This window comes from Micromonospora sp. LA-10 (genome assembly GCF_051853095.1).
Taxonomy (GTDB): domain Bacteria; phylum Actinomycetota; class Actinomycetes; order Mycobacteriales; family Micromonosporaceae; genus Micromonospora; species Micromonospora echinospora_A.
Genome location: NZ_CP195710.1, coordinates 2,766,522 through 2,787,065, shown reverse-complemented (window position 1 = coordinate 2,787,065; position 20,544 = coordinate 2,766,522). Strand labels below are relative to the sequence as shown.

Sequence of the window (20,544 nt, the reverse complement as noted above, 5' to 3'; positions counted from 1 at the left end):
ACGAGGCGTTAAGAGGGGGCCCTTCCTTACACCTCAGCCGGTGTTGCGCATGCCGGCGGCGATGCCGTTGACGGTGGTCAGCAGCGCCCGCTCCAGCGCCGTACCGTCGTTCGGGGCCCGCCGCCCACCCGGCGCGGTCGCCACCGCCCGCCCGGCGGCGCCGGATTCGCGGTACTGCCGCAGCAACGCCACCTGCAGGTGGTGCAGCGGCTCCAGGTAGGTGTCCCGCACGGCGAGCGTGCGCTGGAGCACCGGCGAGTTGTCCAGCAGCGCCGGTGACGCCGTGACCGCCAGCACCTCCTGCTTGGTCAGCTCGTACTCCTGCTCGATCTTGTCGAAGATCGGGTGCAGCTTCTTCGGCACCAGCGTCTCCACGTACCGCCGGGCGATGGTCAGGTCCGTCTTGGTCAGCATCATCTCGACGTTCGACAGGAACGTGCGGAAGAAGTGCCAGTTCCGGTTCATCTCGGCGAGCACGTCGGCCAGTCCGGCCGTCCGCGCGGCGGCCAGCCCGGAGCCCACGCCGAACCAGCCCGGCACGATCTGCCGGGTCTGCGTCCAGCCGAACACCCACGGGATGGCGCGCAGGCCGGACAGGCCGGCGCCGGTGTTGGGGCGCTTCGCCGGCCGGGAGCCGATGTTCAGCGCGCCGAGCAGCTCGGTCGGCGTGGAGGCCCAGAAGTACGCGGGCAGGTCCGGGTCCTCGACCAGCGACCGGTACGACCGGAACGCCGACTCCGACACCACATCCATGGCCGCGTCCCAGCGCTCCAGCATCTCGGCCGGCTGCCGGGGCGCGGTGTGCAGCAGCGTGGCCTGGAGCACCGCGGCCACTGTCAGCTCCAGGTTCTCCCGGGCCAGCGCCGGCAACGTGTACTTGTCGGAGATGACCTCGCCCTGCTCGGTCACCTTGATCGCGCCGTCGAGCGTGCCGTACGGCTGGGCCAGGATCGCGTCGTGCGTGGGGCCGCCGCCCCGGCCGACGGTGCCGCCCCGGCCGTGGAACAACCGCAGGTGTACGCCGTGCCGCGCGGCCACGTCGCGCAGCGCGCGCTGCGCCCGGTGGATCGACCACTGGCTGGTGGTGATGCCCGCCTCCTTGTTGGAGTCGGAGTAGCCGAGCATCACTTCCTGCACGTCGCCTCGCGCCGCCACCAGTGCCCGGTACGCGGGCAGCGACAGCAACTCGTCCAGCAGTTCGCCGCCGGCGTTCAGCTCGGCCGGGGTCTCCAGCAGCGGCACGATGCCGATGCGGGCGCGCCCCGAGTGCACGTCCACCAGACCGGCCTCGCGGGCCAGCACCACGGCGGCGAGCACGTCGTCCACGCCGAGCGTCATCGAGATGATGTACGACTCGATGACCTCGGGGCCGAACCGGTCCTGCGCCTCGCGGATCGCCGCGAACACGTCGAACGTCTTGCGGGCCGACTCGGTGAGCGGGCTGTCCTGGGTGGAGAGCGGCCGGCGGCCGGTCAGCTCGTCGGCGAGCAGCTTGGTGCGCTCCAGCCGGGACAGCGCCGGGTAGTCGGACACCTCGCCGACCGCCTCGTAGAGCTGGGCCAGCACCTCGTGGTGCTTCTCCGCGTGCTCCCGGATGTCCATGGTGGCCAGGTGCAGGCCGAACGCGGACACCGTACGGATGACGGAGGCCAGCCGTCCCACGGCGGTGAGCTGGCCGGAGTTGCGGGCCAGCGACGCGCGCAGCAGCTCCAGGTCGGCGATCAGCTCGGTCGAGCCCCGGTAGTCCCGCCCCGGCACGTGCGGGGTGTCCGCGCGCAGCCGCTCGCGGGTGTTGGCGAGCTTCGCCTTCACGCACCGTGCCTTGAGCCGGTACGGCTCCTCGGCGTTGACCCGGCGGAACCGGGGCGCCACCTCGGGCAGCGCGTCCAGGTCCTTGGCGAGGCTGGCGGACAGGTCCAGCGACACCGCACGCAGCCGCCGGGAGACGCTGACCTCGGTGATCAGCTCGTCCATCGCCTTCTCGGTGGCGGCGATGCCGTGCTCGTGCTGGATGCGCAGCACCTCGCGGGTGACCACCGGCGTGACGAACGGGTTGCCGTCGCGGTCGCCGCCGATCCAGGTGCCGAAACTCAGCGGGCGGGACGTCGGCGACGTCTCCACGCCGAGCGTGCGCAGCGTGTCGGCCAGGTCGTCGAGGACCTGCGGCGCGGCCTCGGCGTACAGGTCCCGCAGGTAGTAGATCGCGTTGCGCGCCTCGTCGGTCGGGTCGGGCCGGTCCAGCCGCAGCTCGTCGGTCTGCCACATCAGGTCGAGCAGTTCGGCGAGGCGGCGGTTGGCCGGGCCCTCGTCGCTGGCGCCGTAGAGGATCGCGTTGGCGGTCTCGTTGTCCAGCTCGTCGGCGACCGCGCGCAGCTTGGACAGGATGGACCGGCGGGCCGCCTCGGTGGGGTGGGCGGTGAAGACCGGGCGTACGGCCAGGCGGCGGGCCGCGGCGGCGATCTCCTCGGCCGGTACGCCCCGCTCGGCGATCATCTTGGCGGCCTGGTCCAGCCAGCCGCCGTCGGTGGCGCGGCGGCGGCGCAGGTCCCGGGCGCGGTGCACCTGCTCGGTGATGTTCGCCAGGTGGAAATAGGTGGAGAAGGCGCGGGCGAGCTTCGTGCCGGTGGTGACGTCCAGCCCGGCGAGGCGCTGGGCCGCGGCCGGCACGTCGGAGCGGACCTGGGCCCGGATCTCCTCGACCAGGTCGAGCAGCGGCCGGCCCTCCTGACGGGCCAGGGTCTGCCCGAGCAGCGTGCCGAGGCGGCGGATGTCGGCCCGGAGAGCGGCGTCGGGGCCGTCGTGGTCGTGCTGGTCGGTCACGGTTGCGCTCCTTACGCGAGGACGAAGGACAGCGCTGTCCGACTCCCCTGGATCGTATCCGCGTACCCCCGGGGGACAGGAGGGGGACCGCGTGATGATCTGCACTCTGGGACGGCCCGCCGGTCAGCTCCGGTCGACGGCGTGCCGGCCCGGCTTCGGGCGCGGCCGGGCGTGGAACATGGTCGCGGTGAGCAGCCCGGCCAGGCCGGCGACCACCCAGAGCAGCAGTCCGGTCAGCGCCCATCCGCCGCCGCGCCAGTCGAAGTAGATCGCCGATTTGAACAGGTCGGTGGCGAGGCCGGGCACGTTCCAGCGGTGCATGCCGCGCAGGAACGGCGGCAGGAACTCGGGCGCGTAGATGCCGCCGGAGCCGGGGTTGCCGAGCACCACCAGCAGCAGGATCACGATGCCGGTGCCGAGCAGTCCGAGCCAGCCCTGCACGGCCGCCGCGACCATCCCGGCCGCGAGCGCGGCGAGCGCGCCGACCGCCGCCACTGTCGCCACCCGGTGTTCGAACACGCCGAGCACCGGCCCGACCAGGATCGCCCCGATGACGCCGAGCAGGACGGCGTGCACCGCGAGCGTGGCGATCCGCAGCCCGGCCCGGCGCAGGCTGCGGGGTCTGGTGCCGAGCGAGATGCCGAGCGCCGTGGACGCCAGGTAGCCGCCGAGCACCACGCCGACGGCCAGGTAGAAGGGGACCAGGCCGCGCGGGTCGTCGCCGGAGACCGGCACGTCGTCGGTGACCTCCAGCGGCACCCCGGCCTGCCGGGCCGCTTCGGTGAACACCTCGGTGACGAGTTCGGTGGCGGCGGGCGCGCCGGCGCTGGCGGTGGCGAGCGTCAGGCCACCGTCGGGTGCGGAGCTGAGCACCGCGTACACCGATCTGTCGTTGAGGCCGTCGGAGGCGGCGCCTCGGCTGTCGTACCCGACGGGTTTGATCGTGTCGGTGCTGGCGCGGACGGCGGACATCACGGCCTGGGCCTGCTGGTCGCTCGTGACCACGGCGACCGGCACGTCGCGCGGGTCGGGCTTGTGCAGCGCGCCGACGTAGGCGGCGATGAACGCGCCGGCCAGCGCCAGGGTGCCGAGGACCAGCGCCGCCGTGCGCGGCAGCCAGTCCCGGGTACGCAGCTCCGGCTCGTCCTCCACGCGCTCAGCCTATTGCTGGCATTTGCCTGGCTGATGGGGTTTTGTCAGGCGAAAACCGCTGGCCCGGGCCGATAGCGTCGGGCCATGCAGGCACCCCTCTATCCCCCCAAACCGAAGCCGGGCGACCGGGTCGCTGTCGTCTCACCCTCCGCCGGCCTGCCGGGTCTCTTCCCCCACGTGTACGAGCTGGGGCTGTGCCGGCTCCGCGACGAGCTGGGGCTGGAACCGGTGGAGTACCCGACCACGCGGGTCATGGGCGCCGACCCGCGCGACCGGGCGCGTGACCTGACCGCCGCGTTCGCCGATCCGACGATCACCGCCGTGCTGGCGACGGTCGGCGGGGACGACCTGATCACCGTCACCCCGTACCTGGACGACGAGGTGTTGCGGGCGAACCCGAAGCCGTACTTCGGCTACTCGGACAACACGAACGTGCTCAACCACCTCTACCGGCTGGGCGTCGTCGGCTACCACGGCGGCTCGGTGCTCGTGCACCTCGGGCGCTCCGGCAAGCCGCACCCGCTCACGCTCGACTCGCTGCGCGCCGCGCTCTTCACCTCCGGCTGGTACGAGCTGACGCCCGCCCCCGAGTGGGGCGACGAGCCGCGCGACTGGCGCGACCCGGCCACGCTCGCCGAGGAGCCGCCGATGTACCCGTCCGAGGGCTGGCGCTGGCACGGCCCGGCCCGGGTGGTGCGGGGCCGGACGTGGGGCGGCAACCTGGAGATCCTGCACTGGCTGATGGCGGCCGACCGCGTTCCGCGCGCGGCCGACCTGGCCGGCTCGGTGCTGGTGCTGGAGACGTCGGAGGAGTTGCCGCCCGCGCAGGAGGTCTTCCGGATCGTGCGCAACATGGGCGAGCGGGGTCTGCTCGCCGCCGTCCCGGCGATCGTGGTGGGCCGCCCCAAGGCGTGGGACTTCGACCGGCCGCACTCGGTCGCGCAGCGGCTGGCCTGGGCCGCCGACCAGCGGGCGGCGATCCTGCGGGCGATCGGCCCCTACACCGCCGACCCGGTGGTGGTCTTCGACGTCGACCTGGGCCACACCGACCCGCAGGTGATCATCCCGTACGGCGGGGAGATCCGGGTGGACGCGGTCGAGCGCCGCATCGCGGTCCGCTACTGACCCGCCCTCACCCGCCGCCCTCACCCCGCCGCCCGCCGCTCCGTGGAACGGCATGGGTGTCTACGTCCCCGTTTGACACCCATGCCGTTCCACTCACGCGTCGAAGTGCCGGTCAGTGGAACGCCATGGGTGTCTCCGGCCCGTTTTGACACCGATGCCGTTCCACTCGCCGCTGGCAGGGGCCGGCCGGCCGGCAGGGCGGGCGGGGAGGCCCACTCCAGTTCGGCGAGGTGGGGGTGTCGGCGAGCGGTGGGCCCCGCCACCTGGGCGGGATGCGGCGTGCGTCAGGCGTCCACGACGGCGAAGGCGCGGACCGGGAACGTGCCCATGCCGGCCACCCGCGGCGGCGCCGCGGTGAACCGGAAACCGGTCGGCGGCAGCGCCTCCAGGCCGGTCAGGTGCTCCACGATCGGCACCCCGGCGGCCAGCAGACCGGTGTGCGCCGGGCGCTGACCCGCTGCCGCCGGAGTCATGTCGTCGATGTTGATCGAGTCGATGCCGACGAGCGCCGCGCCCGCCTCGGCCAGCCACTGCGCGCCGTCGCCGGTCAGGTAGGGCGCGTCCGGCGCGGCGTACGCGTCGGTGCCGAAGTGCGCGTCCCAGCCGGTGTGCAGCAGCACCGCGCACCCGGCCACGTCGTACGGGGCGAGCAGCAGCCGGTCCACCGCCCGCGTACCGGCCGGCACCCGTACCACCAGGCCGGGCAGGTCGGCGAGGCGGTCCAGCGGCACCCCGGTCAGGTCCGGCCCGTCGGCGAAGCGGTGCGACGGCGTGTCCACGTAGGTGCCGGTGTTGGCGATCATGTCGATCCGCCCGACCTGGAACTCGACGCCCGGCGCGTACCGGCCCCGGGACGCCTCCCGGGTCAGCCACTCGCTGATCGCCGGTGCGGGCCAGCCGGGCAGCGTGACCATGCCGTCGGTGACCACGTGACTCAGCTCGATCAGCTGCCGCCCGCCGCCGGCGGCCGGTGCGGTCACCCCGCGTCCGCCCTTGTGCGGCTCCTCGACGACGGTCCGGTTGGTGATCCGTACCTCGCCGACCATGAGCAGCCCGAGGTGCCGGACCAGCAGCGCGGCCACCTCGTCGTCGGTGACGTCCGGGTGCGGCACGTCCAGCCGGAACCCGTCCGTGCGCAGGCCACCACCGTTTGCGAAGTCCACCTCGGCGTCGAAGACCGCCCGATATTCGACCATCTGCCCACCGCACCACGCGCGGTGGCGGAGCGTCAAGATCCGCAAGCCGGGCGGGCCCGGATTGTCGGGGCAGGGGGATAGGCTCGGACGGTGCACCCCCCGTCCGGCTGGACGCGGGGTCGTCGTCGTGTGTCGATCCGCTGGAAGTGATCACTGATGCTCACCGGACTCTTCTCCGCCGCCCTGGCCGACCCGGGGCTGGCCCGGGCGCGTGACCTGGCGCGCTCCGGTGCCGCCCAGGTCGACGGGCTCGACCTGACCGCCCCCGCCGCGCTGCGCCCGTTCGCGGTCGCAGCGGTCGCCGCCGACGAGCCGGCCGGCGGCGCGGGCCGCCCGGTGCTCGCGGTCACCGCCACCACCCGGGAGGCCGACGACCTGGCCTCCGCGCTGGGCAGCCTGCTACCGCCGGAGCAGGTGGCGGTCTTCCCGTCCTGGGAGACGCTGCCGCACGAGCGCCTGTCGCCCCGCTCCGACACCGTCGGGCGGCGCCTCGCCGTGCTGCGCCGCCTGGCCCACCCGGACGCCGCCGACGCGCACGGTCGCACCGGGCCGCTGCGGGTCGTCGTCGCGCCGGTCCGGTCGCTGCTCCAGCCGCAGCTCAAGGGCCTCGGCGACCTGGAGCCGGTGCAACTCGCCGCCGGTGACGAGGCCGACCTGGAAGACGTCGCCCGCCGGCTCACCGACATGGCGTACGCCCGGGTCGATCTGGTCACCAAGCGCGGCGAGTTCGCGGTACGCGGCGGCATCCTGGACGTCTTCCCGCCCACCGACGAGCACCCCTCCCGGGTCGAGTTCTGGGGCGACGAGGTGGAGGAGATCCGCACGTTCGCGGTCGCCGACCAGCGCACCATCGAGGGCGTCGCGCAGATGTGGGCCCCGCCGTGCCGCGAACTGCTCCTGACCCCGGGCGTGCGGGAACGGGCCGCCGCGCTCGCCGCCGAGCACCCGGAGCTGGCCGAGATCCTGGACAAGCTCGCCGAAGGCATCCCGGTCGAGGGCATGGAGTCTCTCGCGCCCGCGCTGATCGGCGCCGACGCGCTGGAACTGCTCGTCGACTGCATGCCGCCCGGCACCCACGTACTCCTCTGCGACCCCGAGCGCATCCGCACCCGCGCGCACGACCTGGTCCGTACCTCGGAGGAGTTCCTCCAGGCCAGCTGGGCCGCGGCCGCCGTCGGCGGCCAGGCCCCGGTCGACCTCGGCGCCGCCGCCTTCAAGACCCTGGCCGAGGTACGCACGGCGGCCCGCGCCCTGCGCCAGCCCTGGTGGACGCTCGCCCCGTTCGGCCTGGTCGAGGCGGACGCGGCCCCGGCCCGGCAGCCCTGGGAGGACGCGCCGGCCGAGGTCGACGTCACACCCGACGACGCCATCGCGGTGAGCCTGGCCGCCCAGCCGGCCCCGCTCTACCACGGCGAGACCTCCCGGGTGGTCGACGACCTCAAGCGCTGGGCCGGTGAGGGCTGGTCGATCGCGCTGGTCTTCGAGGGGCACGGTCCCGCCCAGCGGGCCGTCGAGGTGCTCCGCGACGCCGGTCTCGGCGCCCGCCTCACCGAGGAGGTGCCCGCCGCGCCCGCGCCCGGCGAGCTGCTCGTGTCCTGCGGCTGCCTGACCGCCGGGTTCGTCGACGAGGCGTCGAAGTTCGTGCTCCTCACCGGCAACGACGTCACCGGCGGCCGGGGCACCTCCACCCGCGACATGCGCAAGATGCCCAGCCGGCGGCGCAACACCATCGACCCGCTGGAGCTGAAGGCCGGCGACTTCGTGGTGCACGAGCAGCACGGCATCGGCCGGTACGTCGAGCTGGTGCAGCGCACCGTGAACGGCGCCAGCCGCGAATACCTGGTCATCGAGTACGCGCCGAGCAAGCGCGGCCAGCCCGGCGACCGCCTCTTCGTCCCCACCGACCAGCTCGACCAGCTCTCCCGCTACGTCGGCGGCGAGCAGCCCACGCTGCACAAGATGGGCGGCTCGGACTGGCAGAAGTCCAAGGCGCGGGCGCGCAAGGCGGTCCGCGAGATCGCCGCCCAGCTCATCCAGCTCTACGCCGCGCGCAAGGCGTCCAAGGGGCACAACTTCGCCCCCGACACCCCGTGGCAGCGGGAGCTGGAGGACGCGTTCCCCTGGCAGGAGACGCCCGACCAGCTGGCCGCCATCGAGGAGGTCAAGCGGGACATGGAACAGACCGTCCCGATGGACCGGCTGATCTGCGGCGACGTCGGCTACGGCAAGACCGAGATCGCGGTACGGGCGGCGTTCAAGGCGGTGCAGGACGGCAAGCAGGTGGCGGTGCTGGTGCCGACCACGCTGCTCGTGCAGCAGCACTACAACACGTTCGCCGAGCGGATGAGTCAGTTCCCGGTGTCGATCCGGCAGCTGTCCCGGTTCCAGACGCCGAAGGAGACCGAGCAGACGCTGGAGATGGCCGCCGCCGGCACCGTCGACATCGTCATCGGCACGCACCGGCTGCTCCAGGCGTCCACCCGGTTCAAGTCGCTCGGGCTGGTCATCATCGACGAGGAGCAGCGGTTCGGCGTCGAGCACAAGGAGCACCTGAAGACGCTGCGCGCCTCCGTCGACGTGCTCGCCATGTCGGCCACCCCGATCCCGCGCACGCTGGAGATGGCGATCACCGGCATCCGGGAGATGTCCACCATCGCCACCCCGCCCGAGGAGCGGCACCCGGTGCTCACGTTCGTCGGCGCGTACGACGACCGCCAGGTGGCCGCGTCCATCCACCGCGAGCTGCTGCGCGACGGCCAGGTCTTCTACCTGCACAACCGGGTCGAGTCGATCGAGAAGACGGCCCGCAAGCTGCGGGAGCTGGTGCCCGAGGCCCGGGTCGCGGTGGCGCACGGCCAGATGGGCGAGGAAGCGCTGGAGAAGGTGATGGTCGGCTTCTGGGAGAAGGAGTTCGACGTCCTGGTCTGCACCACGATCGTCGAATCCGGCATCGACATCCCGAACGCCAACACGCTGATCGTGGAGCGCGCCGACCTGCTCGGCCTGGCCCAGTTGCACCAGATCCGCGGCCGGGTCGGCCGGGGCCGGGAGCGGGCGTACGCGTACTTCCTCTACCCGCCGGAGAAGCCGCTCACCGAGAACGCGCACGAGCGGCTCGCCACCATCGCCCAGCACACCGAACTCGGCGCGGGCATGTACGTGGCGATGAAGGACCTGGAGATCCGGGGCGCCGGAAACCTGCTCGGCGGCGAGCAGTCCGGCCACATCGAGGGCGTCGGCTTCGACCTGTACGTCCGGATGGTCGGCGAGGCCGTCTCCGCCTTCAAGGGCGAGAGCACGGAGGAGGAGACCGAGGTCAAGGTCGACCTGCCGATCGACGCGCACCTGCCGCACGACTACATCGGCGTGGAGCGGCTGCGCCTGGAGATGTACCGCAAGCTCGCCGAGGCCCGCGACTCCGAGCGGCTGCGCGAGGTGGTCGCCGAGATGACCGACCGGTACGGCGAACCGCCCGCGCCGGTGCAGAACCTGGTCGCGGTGGCGACGTTCCGCCTGCTGGCCCGCCGCTACGGGCTCACCGACGTGTCGATGCAGGGCAAACACATCCGGTTCAGCCCGCTGCCGCTGCCCGACTCGAAGCAGATGCGGCTCAAGCGCTACCACCCGGACTCGGTCTACAAGCAGGCGCTCGACCAGGTCAGCGTGCCCCGGCCCAGCACCCGGCGGATCGGTGGCGAGCCGCTGCGCGACCAGGCGCTGCTGGAGTGGTGCGGGCAGCTCCTCGCCGACGTGCTCGGCAAGCCCGAGGAGCTGGCCGGTTCTGCCAGCCCCGCAGTGGCGAGCGGAAGATGACCCGGCAAGCCCGAGGAGCTGGCTGCCTCCGTCCCGGCGGGTGCGCGATGAGGTGGGTGGAGTCACAGGCTGGTACGGGGCGTGAGAGAGTGACCCACATGCGTGCCCGCCGTTCCCTCGTCGCCGTCAGCGTCGCGGCCCTCGCCGCGCTCTCTCTCGCCGCCTGTGGCCGATCCGCCCCGGACGTCGCCGCCTACGTCGGAGACACCCGGTACTCCGTCGAGCGGGTCGACGCGATCTACGACGACGCGCAGCGGCAGTACGCGGACGCCGTCCGGAACCAGGCGCCGCAGACGCCGTCGCCGGAGGAGCTGCGCTCCCCGGTGACCCGGCAGGACGTGCTGAACCTGCTCGTCGCGCTCGACCTCGGCAAGCGCGTGGCGGCCGAGAAGGGCCTCCAGGTCACCGACGAGGTGTCCCCGGAGCAGCTCCAGCAGCAGCTGCGGATGCCGGCGACCACCGAGTACACGAAGCTGTGGGGCGAGTGGGTGGACCTCTCCGCCACCCTCCAGCAGAGCCTGCCCCCGGCCGACCTCAGCGACGATTCCCTGATGGCCGTCTACCGCGCCATCGAGAAGACCGGGGCGATCCAGCCCGGCCTGAGCGTCGAACAGGTCCGGCAGGCGTTCGGCGAGGCCGGGTTCGTGCGCAGCGCCACCGCGCTGAGCACCGCGCTCCAGCAGGAGGCCGAGAAGGCGGACATCAGCGTCAACCCCCGCTTCGGGGTGACCGGCGTGCCGTCGCTCGTCAACACCGGCCAGTCGCTCGTCTTCTACTCCCTGCCCTACGTCAACCAGGACGGCCCGGTCACCGACATCTCGACGCCGGAGGCGCCGGCCGGTAGTTCGCCGGCTCCCGGAACCGTATGACCGCGCGCATCGTCCTGCTCGTCACCTCACCCCGGCTGCCCGCCGGCCTGCTGACCTCGGCCGCCTGGGACGCCGTACGCTCCGCGCCGGTCCTCGCCGGGGCGGAGAGCGAGCTGACCCGGGCGGTCCGGACGGCCGGCGCCGAGGTGAGCGTGGTGACCGAGGGCGCGACCCAGGCGCTGCTCGACGCCGCCGCCACGCACGGCGGCGCGGTGTGGCTGGCCGGCCCGGCCGGCGACGAGACGCTCGCCCGTGAGCTGGGGCTGCGGCTGGCCCGCGAGCCCGGCCTGGCCGAGCTGGAGCTGATGTACGGCTCGTGGGACCCGCCCGGCGCCCGGCTGCTCGACGCAGTCGAGGTGATGGACCGGCTGGCCTCCCCGGGCGGCGACCCGTGGAAGCGGGCGCAGACCCACCGCAGCCTCGCCGGGTTCCTGCTGGAGGAGTGCTACGAGGCGTACGACGCGATCAGCGCCGACGACACCGACGCGCTCCGCGAGGAACTCGGCGACGTGCTGCTCCAGGTGCTGCTGCACGCCCGGCTGGCCGAGAACCTGCCGGAGGGCGAGAGCTGGAGCGTCGACGACGTGGCGGGCACGCTCGTCGACAAGATGGTGCGGCGCAACCCGCACGTGTTCTCCGGCGAGCCGGCCGGCTCGATCGAGGAGATCGAAGCGAACTGGGAACGGATCAAGCGGGCCGAGAAGACCCGCGACTCGGTGCTGGACGGCATCGCGCTGAGCCAGCCCGCGCTCGCGCTAGCCGCGAAGATCCTGGACCGGGCCGGCCGGGTCGGCCTGGCCGTACCGCCCCCACTGGCCGAGTCGCAGGTGGACCCGGAGGCCCGGCTGGGGGCGAGCCTGCTGGCAACTGTCGCCGCCGCCCGTCAGGCCGGCATCGACCCCGAGGCCGCCCTGCGACGAGCCGCCCTGTCCTACGCCGAAGCAGTCCGAGCCGCCGAACACCCCACCTGACCCGTCCTCTCCCGCCCCCGGCCCCCGCCCGCCCTCCCCGCCGATCTTGCACTTTCGGCCCCCGGGTGTCGCAAATATCCCTTCCGTCCGGGCAGGAAGTGCAAGATCGCCGAGGCTGCCGTGGGCGGGATCGGGGTCGGGGTGGCGGGACAGGTTGACGGGCTCGGCGCTCGGCTGCTCTCGTCGGCCCGGTCGGTTCCCGCGTGTTGCCAGCCCTGTCCTGCCGCCCCGGGCTCACCCCGCGCTGCCTCCGACCCGCCTCGCCCTCAGTGGAGTCGAGCCCTCTCGCCTCCCGGGATGCGCAGACCGAACCTCGGGATCGACAGTAGATCTTGGTGCGAAACGGCCCTCACGGGGGCCATTTCGTACCAAGATCCGCCTCGCTGCCCAGGCGGTCCGGTCGGTGATCAAGGAGTTTGGGGCGAGGGTGGGCGCTGGTGGGGACACAAACTCCTTGATCAACGCGGAGGGTGGCCGGAGACGGCCCGGGGAAGGGGTCGGGGGTGATCGGTAGGGTGCCGGGTATGGAGTCGTTCGTGCCGCTGGCGGAGCGGATCGTGGAGGCGTTGCTGGAGAGCCGGCCCGGGCTGGCCACCTCCGCCGGGGACCACCGCTACGACGACCGGCTGCCCGATCTGTCCGCCGACGCGCTCGCCGCCGATCAGGCGATGCTGAAGGACGCGGCGGACGCGCTCGCCGAGATCGACCCGGACGCGCTCGACGTGGCGGAGAGCGTCGACCACGCGCTGCTCACCAGCATGGTCGACAGGGGTCTGTTCGAGGCCACCGAGATTCGCGCCCACGAGTGGGATCCGCTGCGCCACAATCCGGGGCCGCTGCTGCACGCCCTGCTGGCCCGTCCCTTCGCCCCGGCCGAGGAGCGCCTGACCAGCCTCGCCGGGCGTCTGTCGGCCGTACCCGATGCGCTGGCGACAGCGCGCGCGACGCTGCGCGACATGCCGCGGGTCCACGCGGAGACGGCGGTCGGGCAGTTCACCGGCACGGCGGCGCTGATCCGCGACGAGGTGCCGCTGTTGCTCGCCCAGGCGCCCGCGCTGCGGGACCGGGTCGGCCCGGCGGCCACAGACGCGATCGCCGCCCTGGAGGAGTTCGTGGCCTGGCTGCGGCAGGATCTGGCCGCCGACGCCGGCCCGGGGCGTGACCCGCGGCTGGGCCGGCGGCGCTGGGAGGCGCGGCTGTGGCACACGCTCGACACCGAGCTGAGCGCCGCCGAGGTGCAGCGCCGCGCCTGGGCCAACCTGGACCGGGTCACCGAGGAGATCCGGGCGGCGGCCGTCGAGCTGGTCGGTGGTCCGGGCGACGACGAGACGGTACGCCGGGCGCTGGACCTGCTGGCCGCCGAGCACCCGGACGACGCCACGATCGTCGACCTCGCCTCGGTGACGCTCGACGAGGCGAGTGACTTCGTCCGCCTCCACGACCTGGTCAGCATGGTCGGCGACCCGTGCGTCATCCAGGAGATGCCGGAGTTCGCGCGGGGCGTCGCGGTCGCCTACTGCGACTCGCCGGGGCCGCTGGAGACGGCCGACGTGCCGACGTTCTACTGCATCTCGCCCACTCCGGCGGACTGGCCGGCGCAGCGGGTCGAGTCGTTCTATCGCGAGTACAACGACCACATGATCCGCAACCTGACCGTGCACGAGGCGATGCCCGGCCATTTCCTCCAGCTCGCCCACGCCCGCCGCTACGACGGCCCGACGCGGGTACGCGCGCTCACCGAGTCGGGCGTGTTCATCGAGGGCTGGGCGGTCTACACCGAGGAGCTGATGGCCGGGCTCGGCTTCGGCGGTCTGCCGGTGCGGTTGCAGCAGCTCAAGATGCAGTTGCGGATGACCATCAACGCGCTGCTCGACCAGCTCGTGCACTGCGACGACCTGCCCGAGGCCGAGGCGATGGCGCTGATGACCGGGCGCGGGTTCCAGGAGGAGGGGGAGGCGGCCGGCAAGTGGCGGCGGGCGCTGCTCACCTCCACGCAGCTCTCCACGTACTTCGTCGGCTACAGCGAGATGGCCGACATCGCCGCCGCCCGGCCGAACGGCGTGTCGGTGCGCGACTGGCACGACGCCATGCTGGCGCACGACTGCCCGCCGCCGCGCCACCTGCGCACCCTGCTGGAGCTGTGACCGCCTGATGACCGGGGCAGCCGTTGCGAATCCGGTTCAGCCGGCAGCCATGGGCGGCCTACGATCCGGCGATGGGTTCCTCACCGCCTATTCGCCCGGCCCGGGTCGGGGACGTCGCGGCGATGGCGCGTGTGCATGTGCGGTGCTGGCAGGAGACCTATCGCGGGCTCGTGCCGGACGCGGTGCTGGACGACCCGGGTTTCCCGGCGGCTCGGGAGCGGTTCTGGACCGCCGCGCTGACCGACGAGCGCTATCGCGATAACCGGGCGGCGGTGGCCGAGCGGGACGGCGAGTTGGTCGGCATCGCCATGTCAGGCCCGGCGCTCGACGCCGCAGCGGCGTGGGCACGACAGTTGTACGTCCTCTATGTGTACGCGGCCGACCACGGCACGGGTGCGGGGGATGCGTTGTTGCGGGCTGTCATCGACCCCGCGGAGTCGGCGGCGCTGTGGGTCGCCGACCCCAACCCTCGCGCGCAGGCGTTCTACCGTAGGCGCGGTTTCGTCGCCGACGGGACGACCCAGGTCGAGAACGGTGTGCGGGAGATCCGCATGGTCCGCGCCGTGCGGTCGTGGTGAGCGGGAACGCTCCGGGTGGCGTACCCACCGACGCCGTCAGCGGGCGGCGACCGCGTCGATCAGCCAGCGGGACAGGGAGTACGCGGGCGGCAGCTCGGCGGGCAGCGCGTCGACCGGGAACCAGCGCGCCTCGGTCAGCTCCGTCCCGTCGACCACCGGTTCGGCGGCCGGGTCGGTCACGTCGGCGGTGAAGCCGGCGAGCAGCGTGCCCGGTCCGGACAGCGCCCACGGCTGGCTGTCCACGTACGCGGGGCGTCGCAGGGTCAGGCCGACCTCCTCGGCGACCTCGCGGTGCACCGCCGCTTCCAGCGACTCGCCGGCCTCGACGAACCCGGCGACGAGCGCCCACAGCTGCGTCGGCCCGTGCGCGTGCCGAACGAGCAGGAGTTCGCCCGCTCCGCCGGCCGGGCCGGGGCGGGTGATCGCGGTCAGTACCGCGACGGAGAGCGGCACGAACACGGTCAGGTCGCAGTCCGGGCAGCGCCGCGCGGTCTCACCCGGCACGTCGGCCAGCTCGGCCCGGCACGCCCCGCACCACCTGTGGGTACGCCGCCAGGTGACCACGGCGAGCGCCCGCCCCGCCAGGTCCGCCTGCGGTGCGGGCAGCTCGGCGGCGAGGCCGCGCCAGCCACGCCACCGGCCGGGCAGCGACTCCGGATCGGCGACCTCGGCCGCCCAGGCCGGCGTGCCGTCGAGCGTGCCGACGGGTGTCCAGGCGAGCTCGCCGGGCAGCGCGCCGATCCGCAGCGGCTGGTCGGCGTCCGGGCCGGTCAGCAGCTTCCGCCCGGCGACCGGCAGCGCCAGGTCACCCGGCCGCGGCGACCGCCCGTGATCGGCAACGGGCCGGAACCCGGCACCGGACGGGGCGCCGTCGGACGGGGGGCCGTCGGGCGGGGTCACGACGTGGCGGGTCGGCGGTCCACCACGCCCGCGCCGGCCGGTACGGCGAACGCGGCGGCCTCGACGCTCTCGGTGTAGCGACTCAGCGTCACCTCGGCGGCCTTGCCGTCGATCGTGCCGGAGAAGCTGCCCAGCACGCCCTCGTTCGTCACGCACGTGCTGAAGCGCTCGCCGTCGTGGGTGACATTGACGCAGGTGGCATGGTGCCCGGCCAGCGTCGTGTCGCTCTGCTCGATGACGGCGTCCGGCGCCAGCGCGGCCTCGGTGAGCAGCCGGATCACCGCGGGCGGCGTGACCAGGCCCTGCTTGCGTGCCTCGTCGTAGACGATCACCGACGGCTTCCCGGCGGTGAGCACGGGTGGCGAGACGGTGCAGGAGGTGCGGCTGGCGGTGCTCGCGCACCGGGTCACCGACTCCTGCGTCACCGTGATCTTGCCGCCGGGCCAGGTGTACGTGGAGCGCAGCGGCTTCTTGGTCTGCGCGATCGAGGCGGTGCGACCGCCGTCGAGCTGGTAGTCGGCGGCCCAGGTCTGCTCCAGCGCCCGGTCCATGCGCGCGGCGAGGTCGTTGACCAGGTCGGCTCGACCGAGCGCGACGCCCGCGTCGTCCAGGGCCTGGCAGCCGGTGACCGAGAGCGACGCGATGACCGAGGCGGCGAGCACGCGGAGAGTCGTCGAGGCGGCAGGCATGATGCCCAGCCTTGTCGATCGACGCAACGTCTCGCAAACCGGTTGCCGGTTGACGACCGGTAATCCGGGAATGTCCGTCTCAGCAAGCGCCTCGGGGGCCGCCCCGAGCGGGGTGCGGCAGGGCGGGGACCGATACGCTGCGTTCAACACCTGCCTCAGCCGCACCGTCGCGGCCCATACGGACCGGAACCACACAAACGAGGAGCGACTCAGTGGCAACCATCGAGGGAATCGTCGCCCGGGAGATCCTGGACTCGCGGGGCAACCCGACGGTCGAGGTCGAGGTCGGGCTCGACGACGGCACGATCGCCCGCGCCGCGGTGCCGTCCGGCGCCTCCACCGGCGCCTTCGAGGCGGTCGAGCTGCGCGACGGTGACAAGGACCGCTACCTGGGCAAGGGTGTCGAGAAGGCCGTCGCCAACATCGAGGACCGGATCGTCGACCAGCTCATCGGCTACGAGGCCAGCGAGCAGCGGCTGATCGACCAGAAGATGCTCGACATCGACGGCTCGGAGAACAAGGGCGAGCTGGGCGCGAACGCCATCCTCGGTGTCTCCCTGGCCGTGGCCAAGGCCGCCGCCGGCAGCGCCGAGCTGAGCCTGTTCCGCTACCTGGGCGGCCCGAACGCGCACCTGCTCCCGGTGCCGATGATGAACATCCTCAACGGTGGCGCGCACGCCGACTCGAACGTCGACATCCAGGAGTTCATGATCGCGCCGATCGGCGCGCCGACGTTCCGGGACGCGCTGCGCTCGGGCGCCGAGGTCTACCACGCGCTGAAGTCGGTGCTGAAGAAGAAGGACCTGTCGACCGGCCTGGGCGACGAGGGCGGCTTCGCCCCGAACCTGCCCACCAACGCCGCCGCGCTGGACCTGATCGCCGAGGCGGTGGAGAAGGCCGGGTACCGGCTCGGCACCGACATCGTCTTCGCGCTCGACGTGGCCGCCACCGAGTTCTTCGACAACGACACCTACACGTTCGAGGGCACCGCGAAGAGCGCCGAGGAGATGAGCAACTACTACACCAAGCTCGCCGGCGACTACCCGATCGTCTCCATCGAGGACCCGCTGGCCGAGGACGACTGGAGCGGCTGGGCCACCCTCACCGCCGCGCTCGGCGACCGGATCCAGATCGTCGGCGACGACCTGTTCGTGACCAACCCGCAGCGCATCGCCCGAGGCATCGCGGAGCAGGCCGCCAACGCGGTGCTGGTGAAGGTCAACCAGATCGGCTCGCTCACCGAGACGCTCGACGCCGTCGACCTGGCCCACCGGGCCGGCTTCAAGTGCATGATGAGCCACCGCTCCGGCGAGACCGAGGACACCACCATCGCGGACCTGGCCGTCGCCACCGGCTGCGGGCAGATCAAGACCGGCGCTCCGGCCCGCTCGGACCGGGTGGCCAAGTACAACCAGCTCCTGCGGATCGAGGAGGAGCTGGCCGACGCGGCGCGGTACGCCGGTGCCGGCGCGTTCCCGCGCTACCGTTCGGCCTGAGCCAGCGCTCCGGGGGAGGGGTGTGACGATGCAGCAGCGCCGCACACCGGGTGGCCAGCGGCCCGCCCGTCGGCCGGGTCAGCCCGGCCGGACGGGCGGCGCCCGGGTCCGGTCCACGGCCCGCGACAGCGGCGTCCGCGCGGAGACGCGCGCCGCCGGCCGGTCACCCGGCGCGTCCCGGGCCACCGACGGCGTACGCTCCGCGAGCCGCCCCGCCGCGGCCCGGCGTACCGCTGCCGGTGGTCCGGTCAAGCGGCTCACCGCACCCCAACCCCGGCGCTTCACCGGGCGCGCCACAGTGCTTTTCGCGGTGCTGATCGCGCTCGCGCTGGCGTACACCTATCCGGTCCGCGTCTACCTGGACCAGCAGGCGGACATCGAGCGGATGGAAGCAGCGCAGGCCGCCCAGCGGGCCGAGATCGAGCGGCTCACCGCCGAGGCGGCCAAGTGGCAGGACCCGGAGTACGTCAAGACGCAGGCCCGGGAGCGGTTCTTCATGGGCAAGCCGGGCGAGACGCTGCTGGTGGTGCTCTCCGACCCGGAGGGCGCGGCCAAGGACGCCGGCAAGGACGCGAAGCCGGGGGCGCCGACCGCGCCGGAGCCCTGGTACGACACCCTGTGGTCGAGCGTGCGGGCGGCGAACGCCGAGCGCCAGGACAAGTGAGCACCACACGAAAGGCACTTCCGTTGAGCGTCGTACCACCGCAGGAGCCGGCGGCGGACTCCGTACCCCCGCCGGAACGCCAGCCGGCCACCGAGGCCGACCTGGCCGCGGTGGCCGCGCAGCTCGGACGCCCGCCGCGCGGCACCCGCGCGGTGGCCCACCGGTGCCCGTGCGGCCTGCCCGACGTGGTGGAGACGACGCCCCGGCTGGCCGACGGCACGCCGTTCCCGACGCTGTTCTACCTGACCTGCCCGCGTGCCACGGCGGCGTGCAGCCGGCTGGAGTCGGCGGGGCTGATGAAGGAGATGGCCGAGCGGCTCGCCGAGGATCTGGAGCTGGCCGCGCGCTACCGGGCGGCGCACGAGGACTACCTGACCCGCCGGGAGGCGATCGGCGAGGTGCCGGAGATCGCCGGCATCTCGGCCGGCGGCATGCCGGGGCGGGTGAAGTGCCTGCACGTGCACCTGGGGCACGCGCTCGCCGCCGGGCCGGGGGTCAACCCGTTCGGCGACGAGACGCTGGCGCTGGTGGAGAAGTGGTGGGCCGCCGGTCCCTGCGTGGACGTGCCCGCGGTCGAGTGAGATGAGCGCCGACGAGATCACTGTGCGCCGGGCCCGGACCACTGATGTGCGTGGCATCCGGCGGCTGGTGGACACCTACACCGACGACCGGCGGCTGCTCAGCAAGGCGACTGTGACGCTGTACGAGGACGTACAGGAGTTCCGGGTCGCGGTGACGCCGGACGGCACAGTGGTCGGCTGCGGCGCGCTGCACGTGATGTGGGAGGACCTGGCCGAGATCCGGACGGTGGCTGTCGACCCGTCCTGCCGGGGTCACAAGATCGGGCACCGGATCGTCGGTGAGCTGATCGACTCGGCGCGGGAGCTGGGCATCGCCCGGATCTTCGTGCTCACGTTCGAGACCGGCTTCTTCGGCTCGTTCGGCTTCCGCGAGATCGACGGCGCGCCCGTGCCGCAGCCGGTCTACGAGCAGCTGCTGCGCTCGTACGACGAGGGCGTCGCGGAGTTCCTGGACCTGGAGCGGGTCAAGCCCAACACCCTCGGCAACTCCCGCATGCTGCTGCGCCTCTGAGCCGGGGGTGGGGGCGGGCTGCCGTAGGGTGGGCGCCGTGAGTGCGCGTGTTGCCGCCATCGACTGCGGGACCAACTCGATCCGACTGCTGATCGCCGACCTGCCGGACCCGTCGGGCGGGGAAGCGGCGCCGCTGACGGACGTCAGCCGACGGATGGAGATCGTGCGGCTGGGGCAGGGCGTCGACCAGACCGGCATGCTCGCCCCGGAGGCCATCGAGCGGACCCGCGTCGCGCTCGCCGACTACGCGGCGGAGATCGAGAAGTCCGGCGCCGATCGGGTACGCATGTGCGCCACCTCGGCCTCCCGCGACGCCTCCAACGCCGCCGACTTCCGCACGATGGTCGAGCGCACGCTCGGCGTACCGCCCGAGGTGGTGACCGGCGACGAGGAGGCACGCCTGTCGTTCACCGGCGCGGTGCGCGGCCTGCCCACCGACGCCGAGCCGCCGTACCTGGTGGTCGACATCGGCGGCGGCTCGACCGAGTTCGTCGTCGGCACCCGCGCCGAGGGTGTGCGGGGTGCGATCTCGGTGGACATCGGCTGCGTCCGGATGACCGAACGGCACCTGCACGGCGACCCGCCCGGCGCTGCTGAGATCGCCGCCGCCGAGGCCGACATCGCCGCCGCCGTCGACCGCGCGCTCGCCGCCGTGCCCGGCCGCGAGGCCGCCACGCTGGTCGGGCTCGCCGGTTCGGTCACCACAGTGGTCGCCTTGGCGCAAGGGCTCCGGGAGTACGACCCGAGCCGCATCCACCACGCACGCGTCTCGTACGAGCAGGTGGCCGAGGTGACCGCCGACCTGCTCGGCAAGAGTAGTGAGCAGCGGCTGGCGTACCCGGTGATGCACCCGGGGCGGGCCGACGTGATCGGCGCGGGCGCGCTGATGCTGCGGGTGATCATGGAGCGGGCCGGGATGCCCTCGGTGGTCGCCTCCGAGCACGACATCCTCGACGGCATCGCCTGGAGTCTCGCCCTCTAGGGCGGTGATCAAGGAGTTTGTGTCAGATCCGGACGCCTCCGGGGACGCAAACT

Annotated in this window: 16 protein-coding genes; 11 read left to right on the top strand and 5 right to left on the bottom strand. The window is 73.1% G+C overall.

Going from position 1 to position 20,544, the window contains the following annotated elements; translation table 11 throughout:
• Positions 1 to 33: 33 nt before the first annotated feature.
• Entirely contained in the window at positions 34 to 2,820 is a 2,787-nt protein-coding gene (gene ppc / locus ACSDG8_RS12935) for a phosphoenolpyruvate carboxylase (protein WP_210899938.1), read from the bottom strand.
• Between the two features lie 123 nt (positions 2,821 to 2,943).
• Entirely contained in the window at positions 2,944 to 3,972 is a 1,029-nt protein-coding gene (locus ACSDG8_RS12930; RefSeq protein ID WP_439427908.1) for a hypothetical protein, read from the bottom strand.
• Positions 3,973 to 4,056: 84 nt separating this feature from the next.
• Here ACSDG8_RS12930 and ACSDG8_RS12925 point away from each other — a divergent pair, with 84 nt between their 5' ends.
• Entirely contained in the window at positions 4,057 to 5,097 is a 1,041-nt protein-coding gene (locus ACSDG8_RS12925; RefSeq protein WP_439427907.1) for a S66 family peptidase, read from the top strand.
• 284 nt (positions 5,098 to 5,381) lie between these two features.
• Here the strand turns inward: ACSDG8_RS12925 and ACSDG8_RS12920 are convergent, their stop codons facing one another.
• Positions 5,382 to 6,293, bottom strand: a complete 912-nt coding sequence (locus tag ACSDG8_RS12920) for a cyclase family protein (protein ID WP_439427906.1) — start codon at positions 6,291 to 6,293, stop codon at positions 5,382 to 5,384.
• A 156-nt stretch (positions 6,294 to 6,449) separates the two neighbouring features.
• Between ACSDG8_RS12920 and mfd the strand changes: the two genes are divergently transcribed.
• The 5 genes from mfd (at position 6,450) to ACSDG8_RS12895 (ending at position 14,668) form a co-directional block, all read left to right on the top strand.
• Positions 6,450 to 10,106: a transcription-repair coupling factor gene (gene mfd / locus ACSDG8_RS12915; RefSeq protein ID WP_210896726.1), complete on the top strand. Its 3,657-nt coding sequence runs from the start codon at positions 6,450 to 6,452 to the stop codon at positions 10,104 to 10,106.
• Positions 10,107 to 10,204: 98 nt separating this feature from the next.
• The gene (locus tag ACSDG8_RS12910; RefSeq protein WP_210896724.1) at positions 10,205 to 10,975 is read left to right on the top strand and encodes a SurA N-terminal domain-containing protein; all 771 of its coding nucleotides are present in this window, start codon (positions 10,205 to 10,207) and stop codon (positions 10,973 to 10,975) included.
• On the top strand, positions 10,972 to 11,946 hold the full coding sequence (locus tag ACSDG8_RS12905; RefSeq protein WP_210896722.1) for a nucleoside triphosphate pyrophosphohydrolase: 975 nt from the start codon (positions 10,972 to 10,974) through the stop codon (positions 11,944 to 11,946). The genes ACSDG8_RS12910 and ACSDG8_RS12905 overlap by 4 nt, the downstream gene beginning before the upstream one ends.
• A 524-nt stretch (positions 11,947 to 12,470) precedes the next feature.
• Positions 12,471 to 14,090 (top strand): DUF885 domain-containing protein, encoded by a 1,620-nt coding sequence (locus tag ACSDG8_RS12900; RefSeq protein WP_210896720.1) that lies wholly within the window; start codon positions 12,471 to 12,473, stop codon positions 14,088 to 14,090.
• A 71-nt stretch (positions 14,091 to 14,161) separates the two neighbouring features.
• A complete protein-coding gene (locus tag ACSDG8_RS12895) occupies positions 14,162 to 14,668 on the top strand; it encodes a GNAT family N-acetyltransferase (protein WP_247679034.1) in 507 nt (168 codons plus the stop codon).
• Positions 14,669 to 14,704: 36 nt separating this feature from the next.
• Here ACSDG8_RS12895 and ACSDG8_RS12890 read toward each other — a convergent pair whose 3' ends face one another.
• Entirely contained in the window at positions 14,705 to 15,568 is an 864-nt protein-coding gene (locus ACSDG8_RS12890; protein WP_210896718.1) for an NAD(+) diphosphatase, read from the bottom strand.
• Complete coding sequence (locus ACSDG8_RS12885) at positions 15,565 to 16,257, bottom strand: hypothetical protein (protein ID WP_210896716.1); 693 nt, start codon at positions 16,255 to 16,257, stop codon at positions 15,565 to 15,567. Before ACSDG8_RS12885 ends, ACSDG8_RS12890 begins: the two co-directional genes overlap by 4 nt.
• 212 nt (positions 16,258 to 16,469) lie before the next feature.
• On the opposite strand from ACSDG8_RS12885, the gene eno reads away from it, so the two are divergent.
• From eno to ACSDG8_RS12860, 5 genes are read left to right on the top strand one after another with little or no spacing between them, the layout of a single operon-like run.
• A complete protein-coding gene (gene eno, locus ACSDG8_RS12880; RefSeq protein ID WP_210896714.1) occupies positions 16,470 to 17,753 on the top strand; it encodes a phosphopyruvate hydratase in 1,284 nt (427 codons plus the stop codon).
• Between the two features lie 28 nt (positions 17,754 to 17,781).
• On the top strand, positions 17,782 to 18,417 hold the full coding sequence (locus tag ACSDG8_RS12875; protein ID WP_210896738.1) for an FtsB family cell division protein: 636 nt from the start codon (positions 17,782 to 17,784) through the stop codon (positions 18,415 to 18,417).
• Positions 18,418 to 18,440: 23 nt separating this feature from the next.
• A complete protein-coding gene (locus ACSDG8_RS12870; protein ID WP_210896712.1) occupies positions 18,441 to 18,998 on the top strand; it encodes a DUF501 domain-containing protein in 558 nt (185 codons plus the stop codon).
• Between the two features lies 1 nt (position 18,999).
• Positions 19,000 to 19,509, top strand: coding sequence for an amino-acid N-acetyltransferase (locus ACSDG8_RS12865; RefSeq protein WP_210896710.1), 510 nt, complete (start codon positions 19,000 to 19,002; stop codon positions 19,507 to 19,509).
• A 37-nt stretch (positions 19,510 to 19,546) separates the two neighbouring features.
• Complete coding sequence (locus tag ACSDG8_RS12860; protein WP_210896708.1) at positions 19,547 to 20,491, top strand: Ppx/GppA phosphatase family protein; 945 nt, start codon at positions 19,547 to 19,549, stop codon at positions 20,489 to 20,491.
• Positions 20,492 to 20,544: the final 53 nt, after the last annotated feature.